Source organism: Planomonospora algeriensis, assembly GCF_977012225.1.
This window is the reverse complement of record NZ_CDRNDK010000057.1, coordinates 1-23317: the sequence shown is the minus strand read 5'-3', so window position 1 is coordinate 23317 and position 23317 is coordinate 1. Positions and strand designations below refer to the sequence as shown.

The window sequence follows — 23317 nt, the reverse complement described above, 5'->3', positions numbered from 1 at the left end:
CCGGGGAGCGCCGCCGGGTGGCCGTCACGCTGACGCCGCTGCGCCGGGGCGACCGCGACTCCGCCGTGGTCACCGTCCGGTCGGTCGGGCCGCTGGGCCTGGCCGCCCGGCAGGGGTCGCACGCCGTACCGTGGACGGTGCGGGTGCTGCCGCCCTTCCTCAGCCGCCGCCACCTGCCCGCCAAGCTCTCCCGCCTGCGCGAGCTCGAAGGCCGCAACCCCGTCTCGATCCGCGGGCAGGGCACCGAGTTCGACTCGCTGCGGGAGTACGTCCCGGGCGACGACGTGCGCTCCATCGACTGGCGGGCGACCGCCAAGCGCAGCGACGTCGTGGTGCGGACCTGGCGTCCGGAGCGGGACCGGCGGGTGCTGATCGTGCTCGACACCAGCCGCACCTCCGCCGGGCGCGTCGGCGTCGACCCGGCCTCCGGCGACCCCTCCGGCTGGCCCCGGCTCGACTGGTCGATGGACGCCGCGCTGCTGCTCGCCGCGCTCGCGGCCCGGGCGGGCGACCGGGTGGACTTCCTCGCCCACGACCGGACCGTCCGCGCCTGGGTGCCCGGCGCGTCCCGCACCGAGCTGATGTCGGTCCTGGTGAACGCCATGGCGCCGCTGGAGCCGGAGCTGGTCGAGGCCGACTCCGAGGGCATGGTCGCGGCGGTGCTGGCCAGGGCCCGGCACCGCTGCCTGGTCGTGCTGCTCACCGACCTCAACCCGACCGCGCTGGAGGAGGGGCTGCTCCCGGTCCTGCCTCAGCTGGCCTCCCGCCACCAGGTGCTGCTCGCCGCGGTCTCCGACCCCCGGGTCGCCGCCATGGCCCAGGGCCGCGACACCCTGGAGCAGGTCTACGACGCCGCCGCGGCCGAGCATCTGCGCAACGCCCGGCGGCGGATGACCGCGCGGCTCCGGCACCACGGCGTCGAGGTCGTCGACGCCGTCCCCGAGAGCCTCGCCCCCGCCCTCGCCGACGCCTACCTGGCCCTGAAGGCCGCGGGACGGCTCTGAGCGGATGCCTGGTTCAGGCCGCTGAGGAGTGACCGTCGTCGGACGCCTCATCCGGATGCGGACGGTGATGCGGGGTGAAGACGAAGGTCGAGTCGTCATCGTCCAGCCGGATGGTCAGGGAGGCGTCCAGAGCACCGGCGAGGCGGGTCAGCAGGGCCAGGGTGGGTACGGAGTCGCCGCCTTCGATGTTGGAGATCTGCGGTTGGGTCATGCCCGCACGGCGGGCCAGCTCGGTCTGGGAGAGACCGAGCGCGGTCCGGCGGTCATAGACGGCCTGCCCGAGCGCCAGAGCGTGCCCGGCTTCCACGTAGGCGGGGGATTCCTCGACCTTCTCCCCCAGAAGCCTCCTGCTCCGTCGGGTCTTCCACTGGGAATGGTTCATGACCCTGCCTCCTCAGCCCGGTCGTAGATGTGCTCTGCGGGACCGTGTTCGGCTTCGCACACCTTCTGCGCCTGTCGTGCCCGTTCTATCTCCGCCCCCTCGTGCTGCCGGGTCTTGCGGAACACCGTGAGGAGCACGATCCGTTGTTCGGGGGCGAGCCAGTAGGTGATGCGAACGGCGCTGCCGTCCAGGTTGAAGCGCAGTTCGCGGATTTTGCCGCAGAGGTGGCGTGAGTACGGCTCACCGAGGGTGGTCGCCTGGGAGGCGAGCATGTCGACGGCCCGCTCGGCCTTGTCGTAGTGCCGGTCAGTGAGGAGCTCCAGCCACTGCCGGACCTCCGGCTCGATCTCGATCTGCCACAGAGCACCCACATGCCGACTATACAGAAAACGATATAGCAAGGTGCCGAGAGCACAGAGCCGGGTACTCCATGCGCTCTACGGCACCTGCGGAATCACATGCCTCTCAGCCGGCCGTGCCGTCCTTGGACCAGACGTCGGCGAAGTGCTCCATCTGCCGCAGGACCAGCTCGATGGCCTTGACCTCGTAGTCCGGGGGGTAGTTGTAGCGGGCCAGGAGGCGTTTGATGGTGGCGCGGAGGCGGGCGCGGACCGGCTCCCGGGAGATCCAGTCCTTCTTGAGGTTCTTCTGCACCTGGACGACCAGATCACGGGCGATGCCCGCGAGGACCTCGTCCCCCATCACCTCGCGCGCGGTGCCGTGGTCGGCGACCGCGTCGTAGAACGCGAGCTCCTGCCAGTCCAGCGGCGGCGTGAACTCCTCGCCGCGCCGGTGATCGTCCGCGATCTCCTTCGCCAGCTCGACCAGCTTGGCGATGATCTCCGCGCTGGTGAGCTGCTCGCGCATGTACCGGACCATGAGGTCCTGGAGGCGCTCGGAGAACGTCGTCCGCCGCACGACGTTGTGCCGGGTGACCTCGCGCATCTTCCGCTCGATGAGGCGGCGCAGTGCCTCGGCGGCCAGCTGCGGCGTCTCGCTGTTCGTCAGCCTGGCGACGAGGGCCTCGTTGAGGTGCGTCAGGTCGGCGGTCTCCAGACCGGCCTCGGCGAACAGGTCCGTGACCCCGCCCGTCTCCACGACCGTGGAGGTCAGCTGCGCGAGGTAGAGCTCGACGTCGCGGGCGACCGGCAGCCCTCTCGCCTCGCGGTCCATGGCGTCCAGCTTCGCCATGTAGGCGCGGACCTCGACGAAGAACTGGATGTCGCGCCGCCACGTCGCCGCGTGGTCGGGGAAGCGCGTCCCGATGTCGGCGGAGGTCGCGGTGAGCGCGTAGAAGCGCTCCAGCCGGTGCGCGTGGTCCCGGAAGCGGCGGCTGAGCGTCTGGCCGGGGTCGTCGAGTTTCTCGGGGTTGTTGCCGGGGGTCTTCACGTCCCGCAGGTGGTTCGCGGTGCGCAGCGCCGCGTCGATGAAGGAGGTGCGGCCGGGCTTGGCCAGCAGCCCCCGCCAGTCGACGCCCCGCAGGATGCCGTCGACGATGTCGTACTCGTTGCGCAGCTCGTCCAGCGCCCGGTCGATGTCCTGGCCCAGCGTCCGGTCCTGCTGGTCCGCCGGGGAGTATTCCTTGAGGGCTTCCTGGAGCTTCTCGGTGAGCGGGGCGTAGCCGACCAGCAGCCCGTCCTCCTTGCCGCGGAAGCGCCGGTTGACGCGGGCTAGCGCCTGCATCAGGTTGGCGCCAAGAACTGGACGGAGCCCTGCACTTACTCCGCGAAGGAGGGGCGGGCGCTTCGGACGCCGCCGGCGACCGGTTGATCGGCGCGGTCCGAGAGCTCGGCATGACCAGAACGAGGCTGGTTCGGGGAGAGAACTTCAGGAAGAACCTGCGAGCTCTCGGACGCCGCGTCGGTTCGGACCCGGCCGGCTTCATCCCGGGCTTGACCGTCCACCAGGCGAAGGGACGGGAGTGGGACGCTATCGGTTTCCTGCCGCAGGAAACCGATCTCGCAGCTCTGCGATCCGGCCTGAGTCATCACCGGATCAGTGATCGACTGATCTACGCCGCGCTCACCCGCGGCAGGCTCTCGACCACTCTCCTCGATCGCATCCGTGGAAGTGACGAGGACTCCAACGCATGACGCACTCGGAATCGGCGGCGGGTTCCATCTTCCGTCGCCGGTCCCGGTCTGCGGCGGACCACCCGTCAGCGGTCCGCTTCGTCCGTCTCGCCGAACAGGTCGTGCACGGTCGGGGCGGTCACCGCGCGGGTCGCCCAGGACTCCAGCCGGGCCAGGTCGGTGCAGGCGGCGATCCGGTCACGGACGTCGTCCGGCACCTGCAGGCCGCGGGTGGCCAGCACCAGCAGCACCAGCCGGGCCGCCTCCTCGGCTCTGCCCTTGGTCTCGCCTTCGGCTCTGCCCTTGGTCTCGCCTTCCGCTCTGCCTGCGGCTTTTCCTTCTTCCAGGCCGCGGCCGTAGTGCTCACGGGCGAAAGGGCTGTAGACCGGCCAGGTGGTGGACGTCATGATCTCCTCCAATAGACGCCGCACCTCGGGTGCGGACATGCTGTATGCGTACTCATAGTACTTCGGAGCGTGATCACCGGGCAGTTCTGCGAGCGCCGCGGCGAACGCCTCGACGACCTTGCGCTCGCGGCCGTGGACCATGACCGCCAAGGCCGCCAGCTCGGGCCGGGCGGCGGCCTGCTGCGGGTCGGTGATGGCGGGGATGCCGGCCGGGCCGAGCACGCAGGCCTGCAACCGGTAGCCGGGCAGGCCCGAGTCGATGGGGCGGGCGTAGTACTCGGCGGTCCTGGCGTCGGGGCAGACGACCATGACGGTGACCGCGCAGCGCAGCAGCAGCCAGAGCGCGGCGGCGTAGCGGGCGAGCTGCCGGGGGTCTTTGGACGTGTCCTGCTGGATCTCGACGATGATCGCGTGCACGGGGCCGGTCGGCGGTCCCAGGACGATGACCAGGTCGGCCTCGATGTCGTCGGAGGGCCGGGTGTTGAAGGTCGTGGTCTCCAGCCGCACCAGCGGCGTGGCGGGCAGATCCTGCCCCAGCAGATCCCGCAGGATCTCCACGGCCAGTTGGGGGCGGTCGCGGAAGAGGTGGACGAGAGAGTCGTGTCGGGGAGATGGCACGTCGCTTATTGTGACATGTCAATCACACAAGGCGATCGAATTTCTGGCCGACCGCCGCTCATGGAGCCGTACCGCCGCGGTCTTCCGGTGGTCAGGCGGCTTCGCGACGCGGTTCCGGAACCGGCCGTGCCGGTCCTTCAGCCCGTCACGCCGCCGGGGCGACGTCCGGGGCGCGCTCGACGTCGCCGGTCTCGCCCTGCCGTACGGCGCGGCGGCCGAAATAGACCACGTAGCCGAGGAAGGCCGCCTCGGCGAGCGCGCCGATGCCGATCCGGGCCCAGGTCGGCAGCGGGGAGGGGGTGACCAGGGCCTCGATCAGGCCCGAGAGGAACAGCACGGCGACCAGGCCGAGGGCGACGCTGACGATCGCGCGGCCCTGCTCGGCGAGCGCCTGGCCGCGCGGGCGGTGGCCGGGGTCGACCGCGGTCCAGCCGAGCTTCAGGCCCGCCCCCGCCGCCAGGAAGACCGCGGTGAGCTCCAGCAGTCCGTGCGGCGTGATCAGCCCGAAGAAGACGTCGCTCTTGCCCGCCGCCGCCATCAGGCCTCCGGTGACGCCCACGTTCAGCGCGTTCTGCAGCAGGACGTAGAGGATCGGCAGGCCCAGCAGGATGGAGAACGCAATGCACTGCGCCGCCACCCAGGCGTTGTTCACCCACACCTGCGCGGCGAAGGACCCGGCGGGGTTGGCGCTGTAGTAGTCGGCGAAGTCGTGCTCGACGAGCTGCCTGATCTCCTCGGGGGTCCCGACGACGGCCTGCACCTCGGGGCTGCCGGCCACCCACGCCCCGACGGCCACGGCGACCGCCGTCGAGGCGACCGCGGCCCCCAGCCACCAGCGCCAGGCGCGGTAGGCGACGACCGGGAAGGAGACCGTCCAGAACCTGGCGAACTCCCGCCAGAGGGGGGCGTGCGCCCCGGTGACGGCCGAGCGCGCCCGGGCCACCAGGGAGGCGAGCCGCCCGACCAGCAGCGGGTCGCGGGACGACGAGCGCACGATGGACAGGTGCGTCGAGACCCGCTCGTAGAGCTCGACCAGCTCGTCGACCTCCTCCCCGCGCAGGGACCTGCGCCGCCGCACCAGCTGGTCCAGGCGGTCCCAGGTCTGCTGGTGCACGGTGACGAAGGCATCGATGTCCACGACAAAAGAGCCTATTCGCCCCGGCCGGACACCGCCACGCGGCAGAACCGCACGGTACGGCGGGCGGTAGGGTCGGGAGCATGTCCGATCTGGTGACCGGTGACGCCGTCGTCCTCGACGTGTCGATCGCGCAGCTGCCGATCCGGGCGGCCACCTTCCTGATCGACCTGGCCGTGCAGGCCGTGGCGGTGGTCGCGGTCTTCCTGCTCGTCTCCAACACCGCCGGCGTGACCGACTCGGCGCTGTTCACGGCCTTCATGATCCTGTTCGTCGTGCTGGTGTTCGTGGGTTATCCCGTGCTGGTGGAGACGCTGACCCGGGGCCGGAGTCTGGGCAAGCTCGCCCTCGGGCTGCGGGTGGTGAGCGACGACGGCGGGCCCGAGCTGTTCCGTCAGGCGCTCTTCCGGGCGCTGGCGGGTTTCGTCGAGCTCTACCTGCTCACCGGCGGTCCGGCCGTCATCTGCTCACTCCTGTCTCCCAGGGGGAAGCGGCTCGGCGACGTCTTCGCCGGGACGATGGTGATCTCCGAGCGCGGCCCCCGGCGCGGGGCCCCGCCTCCGGAGATGCCGCCCCAGCTGGCCGGTTGGGCGGCGACGGTGGAGCTGTCCCAGCTCCCGGACGACCTGATCCACACCGCCCGGCAGTACCTCGCGCGCAGGGACGACCTCTCCCCCGCCGTCCAGCAGGAGATGGGCGCGCGGATCGCGGCCCGGACGGCGGCCTTCGTCTCCCCGCCCCCGCCACCCGGCGTGCCGCCGCACGTCTACGTCTCGGCGGTCCTGGCCGAACGGCGCCGCCGCCACCTGGAGCGGCTGACGCGGCGGGCGGAGGCCCGGCAGGCCGCGGCGGGGCAGGGGGTCCCGCGCTACGCCATGCCGTACGCGCTCTCGCCATCCGCACCCGTGCCGCCCGTGCCGCCCGTGCCGTACGCCGCCGCGCCGTACGCACCCGCCGTGCCGTACGCCTCCCGCTCCGAGTCTCCGGCCGGCGGTTTCACCCTCCCCTCCTGACGGTCCCGGACGAGCCGAGGCGGCGGCGCGAGATCCGCGCCGCCGCCTCGGGATCGTCAGGTCGTGGCGATGCCGCGATCAGTCGTGGTCGTGGTCGTGGTCGTGGTCGTGACCGTGACCGTGGCCCCGCTCGCGGTAGGACGCCTGGGTCTGGGCGTTCAGGATGTCGAACTCGACGCCCTGGGCCGACCTCGTGCGCCGGTCGTTGATCTTCAGGATGTCGAGTCCGAGGTTGAAGTCACTGCCGTAGATGTAGCCGTTGTAGTAGTACGCCGACCAGTGGCCGCCGCTCAGCGCGGGGGCGGTGCTGTCGGGGCCGCGCTCGAAGTAGGCGATCTCCTGCGGGTTGGCCGAGTCGGTGAAGTCCACGACCGAGATGCCGCCCTGGTACCAGGCCTGGACCATGATGTCCTTGCCCTTGACCGGGATCAGCGAGCCGTTGTGGGCGACGCAGTTCTCGGTGTCCGCCTGGTGGCGAGCGATCTTGAAGTAGCTCTTGAAGACGAACTGCCCGCCGACGATGTCGAAGTAGGCGTTGGCTCCGCGGTTGGGGCCGATGGCCTCGTTGCAGGTGGCCTGGGTGCCGCCGCCGAGCTCGTCGGTGAAGACCACCTTGGTGCCCTCGTTGTTGAACGTCGCCGAGTGCCAGAAGGCGAAGTTCTCATCGTCCCGGACGGTCGCGGTGACCCTGGGGCTGACCGGGTCGGAGATGTCCATCAGGATGCCCTCGCCCATGCAGGCGCCGGCGGCGATGTTCTTCTCCGGGTAGGCCGTGATGTCGTGGCAGCCGCTGGTGGCGGACGTGCGCTCGGGGTACGGCAGGTTCTCGCCGGGGTTGCCGCCGTCGGGGAACAGGTTCGGCGTGGCGACGACGGCCGCGGCGGTGGGGTTGCGCAGCGGCACCTTGATGATCGAGATCAGGTCGTGCGGCGGCTGGCAGTCGGGGAAGGCCGCCGACGGGTTGTAGGAGGAGACGTAGACGTAGACGTTCCGCCGGTCGCGGCCCTTGCCCGGCACCAGGGTCAGGGTGTGCGAGCCGCAGTTGGTCTCGACCGACTTGATGTACTTGGGGTTTCTCTTGTCGCTGATATCGAAGATGCGGACGCCCTCCCAGGAGTCCTTGTTCGACGCGGGCTGCCCGGTGCTGTTGCAGGAGTCGTCGCTGCGCGAGGAGTCGACGGCGCCGAAGAGCAGGTTCCCGTAGACCGAGACGTCCATCTGGCCGCCGGGGCAGACGACCGAGCTGACCGGGGTCGTCCTGTTGGGCCTGCGGATGTCGTAGATGGAGAAGCCGCTGTAGTTGCCGACGTAGGCGTAGTCGCCCTGGAAGGCCATGTCGGTGTGGATGTCGGTCAGTTCGGCGGGCTTGGGCACGTTGCGGACGTGCTGGATGTTGGCGCTCTTGACGATCTCGCCTGGAGCCGGGATGTCCGCCGCCTGGGCGGGGACCGTGGACAGTACCGTCAGCGCCGTCAGCGCCGCGGCACCGGCTGCGGTCAGGAGGCGCCTGGTGAGGCGTCTTCCTTGCGGGGTGAACACTCGCGAACCTCCTTGTCATGCGTACCATAAGAGGCGCATAAATGACTGAATCGTTCATCCCGAACAAGCAGCCCGACAAGGTGTCACAGTGTCAGTAGATACTTCCGACTTGATCCCTTTACTCAGGAGATAGCACGGTATTAGTGTTTTCCGGCACCAGTCCCTCCCTGAAAGGAGAACGGGTGCGCGCCGCCCTCCTCCTCCTGGTCGCCGCCCTCTCCCTCACCGCCTGCAGCGCCGGGCCCGAGCCGCCCCCGCGGGCCGCCCCCGGCTCGACCGCGCCGATCATCGTGCCGGGCAGGCCCGGAGAGGACGCCAGGACGGTCAGCCCCGCCGAGGCCGCCACCCTCGTGGCGGCGCCCACCGCCAACGCCGCGGACGTGAAGTACGTCCAGGACATGATCATCCACCACCGGCAGGCGCTCGACATGGCGGACCTGGCCCCCGCCCGCGCCCGGTCCGCCCCGCTGAAGGGCCTGGCCTCGCGCATCGCGGACTCCCAGCGGCCGGAGATCCAGTTCATGACCTCCTGGCTCCAGCAGCAGGGCCAGCGCGTCCCCGGCCACCACGCCGGCCACGGCGGCATGCCGGGGATGGCCGCCCCTGAGCAGCTGGAGGCGCTGAAGGCCGCCTCCGGCGAGGACTTCGACCGGCTCTTCCTCGACCTGATGATCGACCACCACCGCGGCGCGATCACGATGTCCGAGCAGGTCCTGGCCGGCGGGTCGCACATCAAGATCGAGGAACTCGCCAACGAGGTGTCCGTGACCCAGGGGGCGGAGATCCGCCGCATGCTGGAGATGCGGGCCGCGGCGGGCTGACCCGGCCCGTCCTGCAAGTCGGCCCGCCCTACGGCCCGACCGGTCCTACGAACCAGCCCGTCCTACGACCCGGCCCGCCAGGAGCGGAGGTAGCGTTCCTGACCGGTGGTGAGTTCGTCCACCTCGATGCCCGCCGCGGCCAGTTTGAGGCGCGCCACCTCCACGTCGACCTCCTCGGGCACGTCGTAGACGCCGGGTGCCAGCAGCGCGTGCTCCCGGGCCAGCCACGCGACCGCGAGCGCCTGCGCGGAGAAGGACATGTCCATGACCGCGGCCGGATGCCCCTCCGCGGCCGTCAGGTTGACCAGGCGCCCCTCGGCGAGCAGCAGCAGGCGCCGGCCGTCGGCGAGGACGTACTCGTCGGTGCTGGCCCGCACCCCCCGGTGTACGGCCTGCGCCAGGTCGTCCAGGGCCCGCACGTCGATCTCGACGTCGAAGTGGCCCGCGTTGGCCAGGATCGCGCCGTCCTTCATCACGGCCAGGTGCTCGCCCCTGATCACGTCGCGGTTCCCGGTGACCGTGACGAACACGTCCCCGTCCCGCGCCGCGGCGGCCATCGGCCGCACGTCGTAGCCCTGCAGCGAGGCGTCCAGCGCCTTGACCGGGTCGATCTCGGTGACCACCACCCGGGCGCCCAGGCCCCGGGCCCGCTCGGCCACGCCCCGGCCGCAGTAGCCGAACCCGGCGACCACCACGGTCTTGCCCGCCAGCAGCGTGTTGGTGGCCCGCATGATGCCGTCCATCGTGGACTGGCCGGTGCCGTACCGGTTGTCGAACATCCGCTTGGTCCGGGTGTCGTTGACCGCGACCACGGGGAAGCGCAGGGCCTGCTCCGCGGCCATCTGCCGCAGGCGGATGATGCCGGTCGTGGTCTCCTCGCAGCCGCCGCGGATCCCGCCGAGCAGTTCGGTCCGCTCGGTGTGCAGGATGTTCACCAGGTCGCAGCCGTCGTCGAGGACGAGATCGGGGGCGATGTCGAGTGCCTGGTGGATGTGCCGGTAGTAGGCGTCCCGGTCGACCCCGGCCCGGGCGTGGACCGCGATCCCGTAGTCGCCGAGCGCCTGCGCGACGTCGTCCTGGGTGGAGAGCGGGTTGGAGGCGGCCAGCGCGACCTCGGCACCGCCCGCCCGCAGCGCGCCCATGAGCACCGCGGTCTCGGCGGTGACGTGCAGGCACGCGGCGATCCGCCAGCCCTCCAGCGGGCGCTCGGCGGCGAACCTCTCGCCGAGCGCCGTGAGCACCGGCATCGCCCGCGCCGCCCAGCCGATCCGCCGCTCCCCGGCCTCCGCCAGCGCCCTGTCCACGTCTTCTCCCCTGATCGCCCGAGGGCCCCCGCAGGTCTGCGGGGCCCCGGGTGGAGCTGTCCTCGGTCCTGGGGCCCGCGCGCGGGCCGGTCCGGGGTTCGTCAGTAGCGGTAGTGGTCGGGCTTGTAGGGGCCCTCCACCGGCACACCGATGTAGTCGGCCTGGGCCTTGGTCAGCTCGGTGAGCTTCACGCCCAGGGCGTCGAGGTGGAGGCGGGCGACCTTCTCGTCGAGGTGCTTGGGCAGCACGTAGACGCCGACCGGGTACTCCTCGGTCTTGGTGAAGAGCTCGATCTGCGCGATCACCTGGTTGGTGAACGAGTTGGACATGACGAACGAGGGGTGGCCGGTGGCGCAGCCCAGGTTCATCAGCCGGCCCTCGGCGAGCACGATGATCGAGTGGCCGTCCGGGAAGGTCCAGGTGTGGACCTGCGGCTTGACCTCCTCCTTCACGATGCCCTCGATCTTCGCCAGACCGGCCATGTCGATCTCGTTGTCGAAGTGGCCGATGTTGGACACGATGGCGTTGTGCTTCATCCGCGACATGTGGTCGGCGGTGATGATGTCGAAGTTGCCGGTCGTGGTGACGAAGATGTCGGCGATCTCGACGACGTCCTCCAGCGTGGTGACCTGGAAGCCGTCCATGGCCGCCTGGAGCGCGCAGATCGGGTCGATCTCGGTGACGATCACGCGGGCGCCCTGGCCGCGCAGCGCGTCGGCGCAGCCCTTGCCGACGTCGCCGTAGCCGCACACGACCGCGACCTTGCCGCCGATCAGCACGTCGGTGGCGCGGTTGAGGCCGTCGATGACCGAGTGGCGGCAGCCGTACTTGTTGTCGAACTTCGACTTGGTCACCGAGTCGTTGACGTTGATCGCCGGGAAGAGCAGCGTGCCGGCCTTGAACATCTCGTAGAGGCGGTGGACACCGGTGGTGGTCTCCTCGGTGACGCCCTTGATGCGCGAGGCGATCTGCGTCCACTTCTTGTCGTCGGAGACGGTACGGCGGAGCAGGTCGAGGATGACCTTCCACTCCTCCGGGTCGTCCTCGGCGGCGCTGGGGACGGCCCCGGCCTTCTCGTACTCGGCGCCCTTGTGGACGAGCAGCGTGGCGTCGCCGCCGTCGTCGAGGATCATGTTGGGACCGTCACCGCCGGGCCACAGCAGGGCCTGCTCGGTGCACCACCAGTACTCCTCCAGGGTCTCGCCCTTCCAGGCGAAGACCGGCACGCCCTTGGGCTCCTCGACGGTGCCCTCCGGACCCACGACGACGGCCGCCGCGGCGTGGTCCTGGGTGGAGAAGATGTTGCAGCTGACCCAGCGGACCTCGGCCCCGAGCGCGACCAGCGTCTCGATGAGCACGGCGGTCTGGATGGTCATGTGCAGCGAGCCCATGATCTTCGCGCCGGCCAGCGGCTGCGCGGCGGCGTACTCCTTGCGGATGGCCATCAGACCGGGCATCTCGTGCTCGGCGAGCCGGATCTCCCTGCGCCCGAAGGCGGCCAGGGAAAGGTCGGCGACCTTGAAGTCCATGTGCTGTTACCCCTCTACCGGATAGTCGACGAGTGCGAGTTTAGACGCGCGCGGTCACTGGACGCACACTCGAAGCCGGGAAACTGACATAAGATTGTCAGAATGCGAATCACGGAGGCCGCCAAGCGGCTGGGCATGTCCCCCCGGATGCTCCGCTACCGCGAGGCGCTGGGCCTGCTCCCCCCGGTCAGGAGCCGGGGCGCGCACCGGCGCTTCGGCCCCGAGGAGCTCGCGGCCGTCGCGCAGGGCGTGGAGCTGGAGAAGCGGTTCGACATCTCCCCGAGCGAGCTGGCCTTCGCCCTGCGGGTGCTGAGCGAGCCCGCGGTGGCGCAGGCCGTACGGGACCTGGGACTGCGCATCGGCCGGCTGCAGGCCCCCCGCCGGGCCCTGGACTTCGAGAAGGAGAAGGCCCTGCGCCTGCTCCAGGGCCGCCCGTAGACCCCGAGCGCCCGCTCCCGGGGCCGCGCAGGGGGCCGGGCACCCGCTCCCGGGGCCGCACACGGAGCCTGGCTCCCCTCCCGGGGGCCGCGCACAGGACCGGGAACGGCGAACGCCGTACCGCCCGCCGCGGAGAGTCCGGCGGCGGGCGGTACGGCGTTCGCGGGCCCGGACGGCTCCGGGCGGGAAGGCAGGTCAGGCGGAGGGGCCTGCGGCGGCATCCGCCCGGTAGAGGTCGGGCTCCAGGTAGATGACGCGGGCCTCCGGGACGGCGGCGCGCACCCGCTTCTCGGCCTCGTCGATGCCCTTGGCGATCTCCGGCGCCGTGTCGTCGTTCTCCACCGCGATCTTGGCCGCGACCAGGATCTCCTCCGGGCCCAGGTGCAGGGTGCGCATGTGGATGACCCGGCTCACCTCGGGGGTGCTCTCCAGCGCCGCGCTGATCCGGTTCTCGACCTCGGGGCCGGCGCCCTCGCCGATCAGCAGCGACTTGGTCTCCACCGCCAGGATGACCGCGATGACCGCGAGCAGGACACCGATCATCAGGGTGCCGATGGCGTCCCAGATCGGGTCACCGGTGACCACGGCCATCGTCACGCCGAAGAGCGCGAAGATCAGGCCGAGCAGCGCGCCGAGGTCCTCCAGGACGATGACCGGCAGCTCGGGGGACTTCGAGCGGCGGATGAACGCCACCCAGGACTGGTCGCCGCGGACCGCGTTCGACTCCTTGATCGCGGTGCGGAAGGAGAACGCCTCGGCGATGATCGCGAAGATCAGCACGCCGAAGGCCCACTGCGGGGTCCGCAGTTCCTCGGGGTGGGAGAGCTTGTGCCAGCCCTCGTAGAGCGAGAAGAGCGCGCCGATGGTGAACAGCACGACCGCCACCACGAAGGCGTAGAAGTAGCGCTCCCGCCCGTAGCCGAAGGGGTGCTCCGGAGTGCGCGCCCGCGCCGCCCGCTTGCCGCCGAGCAGCAGCAGGGCCTGGTTGCCCGAGTCGGCCACGGAGTGGATGCCCTCCGCGAGCATGGCCGACGAACCGGTGAAGACGAACGCGACGAACTTCGCCACCGCGATCGAGAGGTTGGCGGCCAACGCCGCGATGATCGCCTTTGTACCGCCGCCCGCGCTCACGGCAGCCTCCACTCATATATCAAGAAAAACCGGGACACGATCCTATGGGGAAATTCTCATCTTGAGTTCCGTTATCGCCGACACCGGGGTCGGGTCGATGCCGTACCCCAGGGCGAGGTAGGTGCTCGCGTAGTCCCCCAGCCCGATCAGGGAGGCCAGCCGCTCCAGCGGATGCGTCCCCTCCGCGGCGATCTCGGTGACCGGCACGTTCCGGTCGTGCGCCAGCCGTACGGACGCCTCGCGCCGCTTGGCCACCTGCGGGTGCTCCTCCGTGTCGCGCAGCACGAACAGCCGGAGCGACCGCCCGGCCTCGTCGGCGAAGATGTCCCGCTCGGCCAGCGGCCCGTCGAAGACCACCACCTGGTTGTGGCCGGTCTCCGGGATCTCGCCCCAGATCGCCGGGTACTTGCCGTTCTCGTTGAGCTGGCAGGCCCACCGGTGGGCCGCGACCGCGGCCAGCGGCGACGAGCCCCAGATCATCGGGACCGTCTCGGCCAGCTCCATCGCCAGCGACTTGCCCGGGTTGATGAACGACTCGCTCGCCGGGCGGCAGCGGTTCGCGATCTCCTCCAGCCGCCCCGCCACCGTCTCGACCGTCTCCTCGTCCACCCGGGCCAGGCCCAGTTCGGCGGCGGCGGCGAGCAGCGGGACCGAGAGCGCCCAGAGTCCGGCGCGCGGCTGCCCGGTGGAGGCGACGGGCACGAACGGCGCCCCCGCCTGCCGGGCGATCGCCTCCAGCGCGGAGCCGGGGCCGCCCACCGCGAGCAGGCGGCACCCGCGGCGCACGGCCTCGGTCGCCGCCGCGAGCGTCTCCTCGCTGGATCCCGAGCACGACACCGCGATGACCAGGTCGGTCGCCCCGACCCAGCCGGGCAGCCGGTAGGAGCGCACGGTCACGATCGGCAGCGGCGCGCCGTGCCCGCACACCGCGGCCAGGACGTCGCCCGCGATGCCCGAGCCGCCCATCCCGGCGACCACGACGGCCCGGGGACGGCCGTCGCGGGCCAGCGACGACACGCCCGCCTCGCGGGCCGCCCGATACGAGGTCCGCATCTGGGCCGCGGAGGAGGCCACCGCCCGCAGCATGCCGGAGGGGTCGCCCTCCTCCAGCCACCGGGGGTCGTCGAGACGGCCGGCCTCCCAGCTCACGACTTGCGCGCCTCGTCCACCAGCAGCACGGGGATGTCGTCGCGGACCGGGTAGACCAGCCCGCACTGCGCGGAGGTGCAGGACAGCTCGTCCGCCTCCGGCTCGGCGCGCAGGGGGGACTTGCAGTTCGGACAGGCCAGGATCTCCAGCAGCCAGTCGTCGATCTTCACGCGTTCAGCTCCTCACGACAGCCAGGACCTCGTCCCTGATCGCTGCCATCTGAATCTCGTCGGCCGCCTCGGCGTTCAGCCGGAGCAGCGGCTCGGTGTTGGACGGACGAAGATTGAACCACCATCCGGGGCCGGACACGGTCAGGCCGTCCAGCTCGTCGAAGGTGACACCGTCGCGGCCGGTGAAGGCCGCACGGACGCGGTCGGTCGCGGCGGCCTGGTCGGCGACGGTGCTGTTGATCTCCCCGGAGGCGGCGTAGCGGGAGTAGGCCGCCAGGACCTCCGACAGGGGCCGGTCCTGCTCGCCCAGCGCGGCCAGCACGTGCAGCGCGGCCAGCATGCCGGAATCGGCGAACCAGAAGTCCCGGAAGTAGTAGTGGGCGGAGTGCTCCCCGCCGAAGACCGCGCCGGTCCTGGCCATCTCGGCCTTGATGAAGGAGTGGCCCACCCGGGTGCGGACCGGCTCGCCTCCGTGCTCGGCGACGATCTCGGGCACGCCCCGCGAGGTGATCAGGTTGTGGATGACCACCGAGCCGGGGTGCTCGGCCAGCTCGCGCGCGGCGACCAGCGCGGTGACCGTGGACGGCGAGACCGACGCGCCGCGCTCGTCGACCACCCAGCAGCGGTCGGCGTCGCCGTCGAAGGCCAGGCCGATGTCCGCGCCGGTCTCCAGCACGGTCTTCTGCAGGTCGCGCAGGTTCTCCGGCTCGATCGGATTGGCCTCGTGGTTGGGGAAGGAGCCGTCCAGCTCGAAGTAGAGCGGGACCAGCTCGATCGGCGCCCCCGCCCGGCGGCCCAGCACTTCGGGGACCGTGTGCCCGGCCATGCCGTTGCCCGCGTCGACGACCACCTTCAGCGGGCGGACGCCGGACAGGCCGACCAGCGTCAGCAGGTGGTCGGCGTAGCCCGCCAGCAGGTCGGTCCGGGTCACCCTCCCGGAGCCGCCGCCGCCGGGGCCGCCGGCCGCCAGGATCTTCGCGGCCCGGTCGCGGATCTCGGTCAGGCCGGTGTCGCGGCCGATCGGCACCGCGCCCGCGCGGCACATCTTCATGCCGTTGTAGCGGGCCGGGTTGTGGCTGGCGGTGAACATGACACCGGGCAGCTCCAGGTGACCGCTCGCGTAGTAGAGCAGGTCGGTGGAGCCGAGGCCCGCGTGGACCACGTCGGCGCCCCGCGAGACCGCTCCCCGGGCGAAGGCCGCGGCCAGCGGCTCGGACGAGGCGCGCATGTCGTGGGCGACCACCAGCCGGTCGGCCCCGGTCACCTCCACGAAGGCCGCGCCGACCGCCTCCGCGGTCTCCTCGTCGAACTCGTCCGGCACGACGCCGCGAACGTCGTACGCCTTGAAGATCCTGGCGAGATCACCCACTCCAGCTCCGCCCCCCTTGTGATGTCTGCTGGTCCCCAGCCTAGGGGGTGCCCGGCGTCCGGGTCAGCGATCGCGCTGGGGCTGCGCCGAACGGAGCACCCTCAGATGCCCGCGCCGCCCGACCTCGACACCCTGGCCCACCGGTTCGGTGCCGCTCCCCGGCGCCGGGCGAGCCGCCTCGCGCACGGCGTTGGCGAGGGCCTCCAGGTCGTCCGTACTGGGCGGGGCCCCGTCGGTGGGAAGGCGGACGACCTCCCAGCCGCGTGGCGCGGTCAGGCGCTCGGCGTGCTCGGCGCACAGGTCGTAACAGTGCGGCTCGGCGTACGTAGCCAAGGGCCCGAGGACTGCGGTCGAATCGGCGTAGACGTACGTGAGCGTGAAAACGGCAGGCTGACTGCACGCGGTGCGGGAACAGCGGCGGACGGGGCTCACGGTGGGACCGTATCCGGTAAGCGTCCGGGGCGCCACTATCTGGAGGCTCTTAACGAGCGTGTCGCCACAATTCGGACACGTGTCGCGGCTTTTGCCCAGGTGTACGGCTCCCACACCTCACAGCCCCCGTGGTCTCCGGAACCGGCCGTCCCGGCCGCCTCCCCGGGCGCGCGTCCCGGGGCACTCCCCGCCCCGCGGGACGCCTCCGGCCGCCTCCCCGGACACGCACGCGTCCCGGGCCGCTCCCGCCCTGCGGGACGCGTCCGATCGCCTCCCCGGACGCCCGCGCATCCCGGGCCGCTCCCGCCCCGAAGGCGCATCCGGTCGCTTCCACCCCTCGCGAGCCCTTCCCCGGCGCGTCTAAGCTTTACAGGTGAGTCCGGCACCTGGAAGACCCCGCCCGCCGCGCAGGCGCGACCGGCACGGCCGTGGCATGCGAGGCCCGCTGGCGCCCTCGCACGTGCCGATCGCCAAGTCCCGCAGCGAGCGCTTCGACGACCTCGTCCTGGACGCCGTGGACCGGCTCAAGCCCCGGTGGGGCAAGCAACTGGCCGTCATGGAGTTCGCCGTCGAGGAGGTTCCGCCCGCCGACGACCTGGGCGACGGCCCCGGACTGCTCACCGGCGAGCCCATCCCGTTCGGCCGGGCCGAGCCCGCCGTGGCGGACCGCCCCGCCGTGGTGATCGTCTACCGGCGGCCCCTGGAGGCCAGGGCCCAGGACCGCGACCAGCTCGGTGCGATGGTCCACGACACCGTGGTGGAGCAGGTCGCCGGGCTCCTCGGGCTCTCCCCCGAGTCCGTCGACCCGGGCTACGACGAGCGCGGCTGAGCCCTCCCCGGACGGCTGCTCAGAGCAGGACGGCTGCTCAGAGCAGGACGGCTGCTCAGAGCAGGACGGCTGCTCAGAGCAGGACGGCTGCTCAGGGCAGGACGGTGGCGACCGACTCGGTGACCGGCGGGACCAGCGCCCACATGCGGGCGGCGGCCAGCGGCTGGACGGTCAGCGCGAGCCCGTCCTTGATCCGCTCGTCCATCACCCGGGCGCCGTACACCGGACCCGAGCCGGGAAGCGGGAGCACCACCACCGCGAAGGAGCCGTCCATCTCGGGCAGCTTGACCTCCTTGACGCGGGAGGCGGCGATGCCCAGCTCGAACGCCTCGGGAGCGTCGTCCGAACGCGGCAGCACCTGGACGCTCACCTTGCCCTCCGCCTCCGGCGCGGCCAGCAGCAGCCGGGAGCCCCGCTTCCCGTCCGTGCGGTTGTCGGCCACCACGCTGCCCAGGTCGATCGGGGCCGCCCCGGCCGTGAAGGCGACGTCGGGCTTCTTGCCCGTCCCGGTGACGGCCAGCCCGGCCACGATCGGCGTCTCGGAGGTGAGCACGAGCGCGGCCGGTTGCCCCCCGATCCCGGTGGACAGGTCGACGGAGACGACGGACCCGGCGGGCACGTCGACCAGCTCGCGGCCCTTGAGCGCGTAGGTGCCGTCAGGGGTCAGCGCCTTGACCTCGACCAGCGTGTCGACCTCGGCCGGGGAGGCCACCAGCAGCTCGCGCCTCCCGCCGCCGCCGGGGACGCCCGGGACCACGACCCGGGTGGCCGGGGCCGCCGCCGCGGGCAGCCAGTCGACGCCCCGCCCGCCGTTCATGATCGCGCGGGCGGCGGCGGTGACCCGCCCGGCGGCGGTGCGCACCTCGACCGCCATGACGAGCGGCGACGGGGCCAGCTCCTTCAGGTCGACCGTACGGCTCTCGCCCGGCGCAAGGATGATCGTGCCCTCCGCACCGCCCGCCACCGGGCCCTCACCGGAGTAGACCAGGACCTCCACGACGGCCCGGGCGAGGTCGGGATTGGACAGGTACAGTCTGACGTCGGCCGCGGCCGGGCCCGGGCCCACCAGCCAGGTGCTCGCGACCGGCTCCACGCACCGGACCCCGGCCAGGCCCCGCTGCCCGCCGGAGGTCTCCCGGCGCGTCTGCGCCGACTCCAGGCCCGCCCCGCTGCTCCCGGTGGCGGTGACCGTGACGGGACCGCTCCCGGCGGGGACCTCCTGCTGCCAGAGCCTCCCCACCGTACTCAGGGTGTCCAGGACCTTGTCCCCGGCGTCCCCGGCGTCCCCGGCGTCCCCGGCGTCCCCGCCTCCGGTCCCCTCGGCGGTGATCGTGACCGTCCCCGGGCCCTCGCCGTCGCCGTCCGGCGGCGTGACGACGCCGACCCGGGTGTCCGCCGGAGCGGGGCAGACGGTCGTCACCGAGGAGATCGGCACCTGCGGGGCTCGGGCGCGGCCGCCGCGCCCCGCCGCGCCCGTCTCGTGCGCCAAGGCCGTCATGATCGCGAAGAAGCGCGTCCCCGGCGCCCGCGTCAGCGAGGTGGAGCGGGAGTGGGAGCACGGCCACCGCGTCTGCAAGGTGGAACTGGAGAAGGGCCGCTGGGAGTACGACGTCTACGTCTCCCAGCGGACCGGGAAGATCATCAAGTTCAAGCGGGAAGCGGACGACTGACGACGGGCCGGCGGGTGCGGGAGGTCAGCAGGACTTCAGCACCCGCTCCATCGCGTCCTTCTCCGCGGGGGTCACCCAGAGCTCGTACTTGACCTTCACCTGGATCTGGCGGGTGACGTAGGGGCACCGGTAGGCGCGGCGCGGCGGCAGCCAGGTCGCCGCGTCCGCCGCGCTCTTCTGACCGTTCAGCGGGCCGTCCACCGCCAGCAGGTTCAGCGGGTCGTTGGCCAGCTGCCTGCGCTCTTCCTCGCTCAGCTGCCGGGCGCCCTTCTGCCAGGCGTCGGCGAGCGCGACCACGTGGTCGATCTGCACCGCCATGCTGGTCTTCTGCCCGCGCTCGAACTCGATGGTCTTGCCGCTGTAGGGGTCGCGGAGGGTCCCGGTGAGCACGATGCAGTCATGGGTGCCCTTCTTGAAGGTCTCCCCTTCGAGGTCGCGCTTGAGGATGTCGTTGCGGGTGTCGCACCCGTTGTGGTCGACGTCCGCCCACGCGGGCCCGAACTCGTCCCGGTCGAAGCCGGTCATCGGGGCGCGACCTTGACCGGGAGCTTCTTCAGATCCGCCAGGGCCTCGGAGGCGGGCTTCCCGCCTCCGGCCGGGGACGGGTCGCCGAGGGTGTCCCCGGAGGGGCCGCAGCCCGCCAGCGTCAACGTGACCGCCGCGACCGCCATGGCCCCGGTGCTCCGGCCCAGCCCTGCCCGCATCCTGTCGCCACCTCTCACGGGGTACGGCTACCCCGAAGTGGCAAATCTACTCAATGGCAGCGTAAAAGCCGCGTCCCGCTCTCGGTGTACGGTTCCACACGCGATCGGACGGTCGCACGAACGGCTGGACGGATCCGCACACGACCGGACGGTTCCCCATATGACCGCACGGCCCGGAACCGAGGTCCGGGCCGTGCGCCGCTGCCTGGGCGGCGAGTCGACTCAGGCGCCGCATTCCGGGCGGCGAGCCGGTTCAGGCGCCGCCGTGTCCGTTCAGGCGCGGCCGTAGGAGTCCTCGAGCCGCTCGATGTCGTCCTCGTCGAAGTGGCCGAAGGCGATCTCCAGGATCCGGATGGCCGGCCCCGAGGAGCTGAGGCGGTGGGTCTGGCCCGCCCGGATGAGCACCCGGTCGCCGACCGAGGGCGTGATCCGCTCCCCGTCGATCTCGAAGACCGCGCCCGGGTCCAGGGCGACCCAGAGCTCGTCCCGGTGCTCGTGCCGCTGCAGGCTGAGCCGCTGGCCGGGCGCGACATCGATGATCTTCACCGTGGTCGGCTCGTTGAGCGTGTAGCGCTCGAACCCGCCCCAGGGGCGCTCGTCCCGAATGACGGCTCCGAGCCTGTCGACTTCCAGCAAGATGTCCTCCATCCGCTCCGTCTCGTCACGAGAACTCTCGCACGCGTCCGTGACGGATGAGCGGTGTTCACGCAACCGGATGATTAAGAGTGCGGGCGTTCCATCGGAAGAGATCTCCAGCCGGGGCGGTCCGCCGCCCGGAAGATCTCTGGTCCGGTCGCCCCTCCGAGCCGTGTCCCGGCTCAGGTGGCGAGGATCCCTCCGTCCACGGGGATCACCGCTCCGGTGACGTACGACCCGGCGTCGCTCGCCAGGAAGACCGCCGCGGCCACCAGCTCGGCGGGGTCCCCCGCGCGCTTCATCAGGACGCGGTGCTCCAGCTGCCAGGCCAGGTAGCCCTCGGCGTACTGCTCGGTCATCTCCGAGGCGAAGAACCCCGGCTCCAGGCAGTTGACGCGGATGCCGCGCCGCGAGGTCCACTGCTGGGCCAGGTCCCGGGTGAGCCCGACGACCGCGGCCTTGGAGGCGCTGTAGGCGGCCTGCGGCAGGCCCGCCGTGGTCTCCCCGAGGATGCTGCCGATGTTGACGATCGAGGACCCGGGCCGCATCACCCGGGCGCAGGCCTGGGCCATCCAGTAGGTGCCGTGCAGGTTGATGTCCACCACCTGGCGGAACTGCTCGGGCGTCTCCTTCAGCGCGGGCACCGCCGTACCGACGCCGGCGTTGTTGATCAGGACGTCCACCGCGCCCAGCTCGGCGACCGCCGCCTCGACCAGGGCCTGGCAGTCCTCGGGCCTGGTCACGTCGGTGGCGACCGCCACGCACCGGCGGCCGGTCTCCTCGACCAGGCGCCGGGTCTCCTCCAGGCGGTCCTTGCGGCGCGCGCCGATCGCGATGTCGGCGCCCGCCTCGGCCAGGCCGCGCGCGAACGCGACGCCCAGTCCGGAGGAGGCCCCCGTGACGACGGCCACCTTGCCGTCCAACCGGAACCGGTCGAGCATTCGATCCTCCTGCGGGACACGCACCGAATGATGTTCTGGAGCTGGAGAAGCATACCGCCCGCGAGGGAGCCCCTCGCGGGCGGCACACCGTCTTCTCCCGCGGAACCCCTACAGGCCGTACTCCCGGGTGATGCGCTCGTGCCGCTCCACCTCGACGCCGACCTCCTTGGCGAGGTCCAGCCAGGCCAGCGGGTGCGTCCAGCGCTCGGTGGCGTCGTCGAGCACCGCGTCCAGCTCGACCGGGGTGGCGTCCGGCGGGATCGCGATCCAGCCGAACACACCGGGCAGGGGCTCGCCCGTGCTCGGGTGGGTCACCGTGTAGTTCTCGTCGCTGTAGACCCACATCGGCCAGCCGCGCTCGGCCATGACCTCGTTGAACTCGGTCCACTCGGCCTCGGTGGGGGCCGCGCCGTCGAAGAACCAGCTGGTGTAGCCGCCGGGGCGGAGCATGCCGACCGCCGCGAACGGCGGGATGAAGCTCTCCTGCTCCTCCGGGCTCTCCGGGACGGGCTCCAGCAGCGCCGGGTCGAAGACGACCAGATCGCCGGCGTTGTACTCCAGCCCTGGGGGCTGCGGCATCGCCAGGCGGGCCGTCGCCGGTCCGGTGCGCACGCTGACGACCGCGCGCTGGCTGCCGTCGGGGGCGGGCAGCACGATCCGCACCAGGCCCATCTCCTCCTCGATCGGCCCCTCGGCGGACTTCAGCGGCATGCCGATCTTCGCGGCGCCGGCGCGGACGGTCTCCCAGTCCTCGGCGGCGGTCGCCATGGTGATCATGCGCCAGACGTCCTCGGCCTCGATCTCCTCGGAGTCGAGGATCTCCCGCAGGATCCGGGCGCCCTTGGCGTTGTCGTCGAGCTGCTGCACGGCGGAGGCCCACAGCCGGCGCGCCTCGATGCCCGCGCCGGCCGCCACGGCCGCCTCACCCTCGGTCGCCGCCTGCTCCCAGCGCTCCCGCGCGCGGTGCAGCCGGGCCAGGGCCAGGTGGCGCTGGGCGGCCGGGAGCCGCTCGGCCATCTGCTCCAGGCGCTCGTCCTGGCGGGCCTCGACCAGCAGGCCGGTGATGAAGGAGACGTCCTGCTCGTCGGCGGTCTGGATGTCGCCGGACTCGACCAGCATGTCCCAGTAGATGTCGGCGCCCCTGGCGGGTAGCCGAGGAAGCCGATGGTGGTGGTGTGCCGGCGGGTGGCCTCCAGATCCCGGCCGGAGAGCGGGGCCAGCCAGCCCACCCAGCGCTCGGGGTCGGCGTTGAAGCCGTCGGCGGCGTCGAAGTAGCCGACGAGCTCGTCCTGCGGGCCGGGGGGGCGGAAGCGGGGTCACCGCGTCGGCCGCGGCGCGCAGCGCGGCGATCCGGCCGGCGACGGCCGACGGGTCCTTCAGCTCGGCGGCGGCGGACTCGGCCAGGTCGGCGAGCATCCGGGCCTGCCAGACGCCCTGCCGGGCCACGGCCAGGTCGCCGGCGATCAGGGCCAGCTCGGCCCTGGCCCGGTAGGCGCCCATCACCGCGAAGTAGTCGATCCACTGCTTGAGGACCCGGCCGAGCTGCCAGGTGTTGGTGATCTGCGCGGAGCCCGCCAGCAGGAGCACGGTCCGCGACCACTCGACCCAGACCCGGGGTGGTCGCCGACCACGTCGAGATCGGGCAGGGCCTGCACGGCCTCCGCCTCCTGCCCCAGGGTGGCGAGCACCAGCGCGCGCAGCACGCCCTCGCGGTACGCCTTGGCGACCGGGTCGTCGGGCTTGAAGCCGGCGGCGGCGTCCAGGGCGTTCAGCGCGTCCTGCGGGCGGCCGGCGGCGAGCAGCGCCCGCACGGAGGCCGCCCCCAGCTCCCAGCTCGCCTCGCGACCGGCACCGCCCAGCCGCTCCACCGCCGCCTCCGCGTGGGCCACGGCCTCCACCGCGCGCCCGTCGTCCAGCAGGGCCGCGACGTACTGCTCGGCGAGAGCGGAGAAGGCGAGCGAGCCGGGCTCCACCTCGGCGGCGGCCAGGGCCTCCAGCCGCTCGGCGGCGTGGCCGACGACGTC

General features: G+C 72.0%; 26 protein-coding genes and 1 pseudogene. 7 read left to right on the top strand and 20 right to left on the bottom strand.

Annotated features, from left to right (window positions below; genetic code table 11):
• A partial coding sequence (locus tag ACWJ6R_RS09380) for a DUF58 domain-containing protein (protein ID WP_449061828.1) occupies nt 1-1004 on the top strand: 1004 nt, incomplete at its 5' end.
• Nucleotides 1005-1017: 13 nt separating this feature from the next.
• Here the strand turns inward: ACWJ6R_RS09380 and ACWJ6R_RS09375 are convergent.
• The 3 genes from ACWJ6R_RS09375 to ACWJ6R_RS09365 form a co-directional block, all read right to left on the bottom strand.
• On the bottom strand, nt 1018-1386 hold the full coding sequence (locus ACWJ6R_RS09375) for a helix-turn-helix domain-containing protein (protein WP_449061827.1): 369 nt from the start codon (nt 1384-1386) through the stop codon (nt 1018-1020).
• The gene (locus tag ACWJ6R_RS09370; RefSeq protein ID WP_449061826.1) at nt 1383-1757 is read right to left on the bottom strand and encodes a type II toxin-antitoxin system RelE/ParE family toxin; all 375 of its coding nucleotides are present in this window, start codon (nt 1755-1757) and stop codon (nt 1383-1385) included. The genes ACWJ6R_RS09375 and ACWJ6R_RS09370 overlap by 4 nt, the downstream gene beginning before the upstream one ends.
• Nucleotides 1758-1851: 94 nt before the next feature.
• Nucleotides 1852-3069 (bottom strand): DUF3387 domain-containing protein, encoded by a 1218-nt coding sequence (locus ACWJ6R_RS09365; protein ID WP_449061825.1) that lies wholly within the window; start codon nt 3067-3069, stop codon nt 1852-1854.
• A gap of 110 nt (nt 3070-3179) precedes the next feature.
• Between ACWJ6R_RS09365 and ACWJ6R_RS09360 the strand changes: the two genes are divergently transcribed.
• Nucleotides 3180-3479, top strand: coding sequence for a hypothetical protein (locus tag ACWJ6R_RS09360; RefSeq protein ID WP_449061824.1), 300 nt, complete (start codon nt 3180-3182; stop codon nt 3477-3479).
• A gap of 65 nt (nt 3480-3544) precedes the next feature.
• Here ACWJ6R_RS09360 and ACWJ6R_RS09355 read toward each other — a convergent pair whose 3' ends face one another.
• On the bottom strand, nt 3545-4483 hold the full coding sequence (locus ACWJ6R_RS09355; protein WP_449061823.1) for a hypothetical protein: 939 nt from the start codon (nt 4481-4483) through the stop codon (nt 3545-3547).
• Between the two features lie 145 nt (nt 4484-4628).
• Complete coding sequence (locus ACWJ6R_RS09350; RefSeq protein WP_449061822.1) at nt 4629-5621, bottom strand: stage II sporulation protein M; 993 nt, start codon at nt 5619-5621, stop codon at nt 4629-4631.
• 80 nt (nt 5622-5701) lie between these two features.
• Between ACWJ6R_RS09350 and ACWJ6R_RS09345 the strand changes: the two genes are divergently transcribed.
• Nucleotides 5702-6631: an RDD family protein gene (locus ACWJ6R_RS09345; RefSeq protein ID WP_449061821.1), complete on the top strand. Its 930-nt coding sequence runs from the start codon at nt 5702-5704 to the stop codon at nt 6629-6631.
• A 78-nt stretch (nt 6632-6709) separates the two neighbouring features.
• Here ACWJ6R_RS09345 and ACWJ6R_RS09340 read toward each other — a convergent pair whose 3' ends face one another.
• A complete protein-coding gene (locus ACWJ6R_RS09340; RefSeq protein WP_449061820.1) occupies nt 6710-8170 on the bottom strand; it encodes an LVIVD repeat-containing protein in 1461 nt (486 codons plus the stop codon).
• A gap of 182 nt (nt 8171-8352) precedes the next feature.
• On the opposite strand from ACWJ6R_RS09340, the gene ACWJ6R_RS09335 reads away from it, so the two are divergent.
• Nucleotides 8353-8991, top strand: coding sequence for a DUF305 domain-containing protein (locus ACWJ6R_RS09335; protein WP_449061819.1), 639 nt, complete (start codon nt 8353-8355; stop codon nt 8989-8991).
• 62 nt (nt 8992-9053) lie between these two features.
• Here ACWJ6R_RS09335 and ACWJ6R_RS09330 read toward each other — a convergent pair whose 3' ends face one another.
• A complete protein-coding gene (locus tag ACWJ6R_RS09330; RefSeq protein ID WP_449061818.1) occupies nt 9054-10295 on the bottom strand; it encodes an adenosylhomocysteinase in 1242 nt (413 codons plus the stop codon).
• Nucleotides 10296-10396: 101 nt separating this feature from the next.
• Nucleotides 10397-11824, bottom strand: a complete 1428-nt coding sequence (ahcY, locus tag ACWJ6R_RS09325) for an adenosylhomocysteinase (RefSeq protein ID WP_449061817.1) — start codon at nt 11822-11824, stop codon at nt 10397-10399.
• A 102-nt stretch (nt 11825-11926) separates the two neighbouring features.
• Between ahcY and ACWJ6R_RS09320 the strand changes: the two genes are divergently transcribed.
• Entirely contained in the window at nt 11927-12262 is a 336-nt protein-coding gene (locus ACWJ6R_RS09320) for a MerR family DNA-binding transcriptional regulator (RefSeq protein ID WP_449061816.1), read from the top strand.
• Nucleotides 12263-12457: 195 nt separating this feature from the next.
• Here the strand turns inward: ACWJ6R_RS09320 and ACWJ6R_RS09315 are convergent, their stop codons facing one another.
• The 5 genes from ACWJ6R_RS09315 to ACWJ6R_RS09295 all read right to left on the bottom strand — a co-directional run bounded on the left by ACWJ6R_RS09315 (nt 12458) and on the right by ACWJ6R_RS09295 (nt 16513).
• Nucleotides 12458-13393, bottom strand: a complete 936-nt coding sequence (locus ACWJ6R_RS09315; protein ID WP_449061815.1) for a cation diffusion facilitator family transporter — start codon at nt 13391-13393, stop codon at nt 12458-12460.
• Nucleotides 13394-13435: 42 nt separating this feature from the next.
• Nucleotides 13436-14542, bottom strand: coding sequence for an SIS domain-containing protein (locus ACWJ6R_RS09310; RefSeq protein ID WP_449061814.1), 1107 nt, complete (start codon nt 14540-14542; stop codon nt 13436-13438).
• Complete coding sequence (locus tag ACWJ6R_RS09305; protein WP_449061813.1) at nt 14539-14712, bottom strand: Trm112 family protein; 174 nt, start codon at nt 14710-14712, stop codon at nt 14539-14541. The genes ACWJ6R_RS09310 and ACWJ6R_RS09305 overlap by 4 nt, the downstream gene beginning before the upstream one ends.
• Before the next feature lie 4 nt (nt 14713-14716).
• The gene (locus ACWJ6R_RS09300) at nt 14717-16081 is read right to left on the bottom strand and encodes a phosphomannomutase/phosphoglucomutase (RefSeq protein ID WP_449061812.1); all 1365 of its coding nucleotides are present in this window, start codon (nt 16079-16081) and stop codon (nt 14717-14719) included.
• A 63-nt stretch (nt 16082-16144) separates the two neighbouring features.
• Complete coding sequence (locus ACWJ6R_RS09295) at nt 16145-16513, bottom strand: DUF3499 domain-containing protein (protein WP_068894558.1); 369 nt, start codon at nt 16511-16513, stop codon at nt 16145-16147.
• Between the two features lie 433 nt (nt 16514-16946).
• On the opposite strand from ACWJ6R_RS09295, the gene ACWJ6R_RS09290 reads away from it, so the two are divergent.
• Nucleotides 16947-17342: a metallopeptidase family protein gene (locus ACWJ6R_RS09290; RefSeq protein ID WP_449061811.1), complete on the top strand. Its 396-nt coding sequence runs from the start codon at nt 16947-16949 to the stop codon at nt 17340-17342.
• A gap of 91 nt (nt 17343-17433) precedes the next feature.
• Here ACWJ6R_RS09290 and ACWJ6R_RS09285 read toward each other — a convergent pair whose 3' ends face one another.
• Nucleotides 17434-18840 carry a DUF5719 family protein gene (locus ACWJ6R_RS09285; RefSeq protein ID WP_449061810.1) on the bottom strand — a complete coding sequence of 469 codons (1407 nt, stop codon included), beginning with the start codon at nt 18838-18840 and terminating at the stop codon, nt 17434-17436.
• Here ACWJ6R_RS09285 and ACWJ6R_RS09280 point away from each other — a divergent pair.
• On the top strand, nt 18839-19012 hold the full coding sequence (locus tag ACWJ6R_RS09280) for a PepSY domain-containing protein (protein WP_449061809.1): 174 nt from the start codon (nt 18839-18841) through the stop codon (nt 19010-19012). The genes ACWJ6R_RS09285 and ACWJ6R_RS09280 overlap by 2 nt on opposite strands.
• Before the next feature lie 24 nt (nt 19013-19036).
• Here ACWJ6R_RS09280 and ACWJ6R_RS09275 read toward each other — a convergent pair whose 3' ends face one another.
• From ACWJ6R_RS09275 to ACWJ6R_RS09250, 6 genes and pseudogenes are all read right to left on the bottom strand, one after another.
• A complete protein-coding gene (locus tag ACWJ6R_RS09275; RefSeq protein ID WP_449061808.1) occupies nt 19037-19537 on the bottom strand; it encodes an HNH endonuclease family protein in 501 nt (166 codons plus the stop codon).
• A complete protein-coding gene (locus ACWJ6R_RS09270) occupies nt 19534-19716 on the bottom strand; it encodes a hypothetical protein (RefSeq protein WP_449061807.1) in 183 nt (60 codons plus the stop codon). Before ACWJ6R_RS09270 ends, ACWJ6R_RS09275 begins: the two co-directional genes overlap by 4 nt.
• Before the next feature lie 273 nt (nt 19717-19989).
• Nucleotides 19990-20352 carry a phosphomannose isomerase type II C-terminal cupin domain gene (locus ACWJ6R_RS09265; RefSeq protein ID WP_449061806.1) on the bottom strand — a complete coding sequence of 121 codons (363 nt, stop codon included), beginning with the start codon at nt 20350-20352 and terminating at the stop codon, nt 19990-19992.
• A gap of 182 nt (nt 20353-20534) precedes the next feature.
• The gene (locus tag ACWJ6R_RS09260; protein ID WP_449061805.1) at nt 20535-21293 is read right to left on the bottom strand and encodes an SDR family NAD(P)-dependent oxidoreductase; all 759 of its coding nucleotides are present in this window, start codon (nt 21291-21293) and stop codon (nt 20535-20537) included.
• 108 nt (nt 21294-21401) lie between these two features.
• Nucleotides 21402-22880, bottom strand: a complete 1479-nt coding sequence (locus tag ACWJ6R_RS09255; RefSeq protein WP_449061804.1) for a hypothetical protein — start codon at nt 22878-22880, stop codon at nt 21402-21404.
• Nucleotides 22793-23317 (bottom strand): annotated as a pseudogene (locus ACWJ6R_RS09250) (hypothetical protein); the annotation flags it as partial. The gene ACWJ6R_RS09255 and the pseudogene ACWJ6R_RS09250, both read right to left, overlap by 88 nt.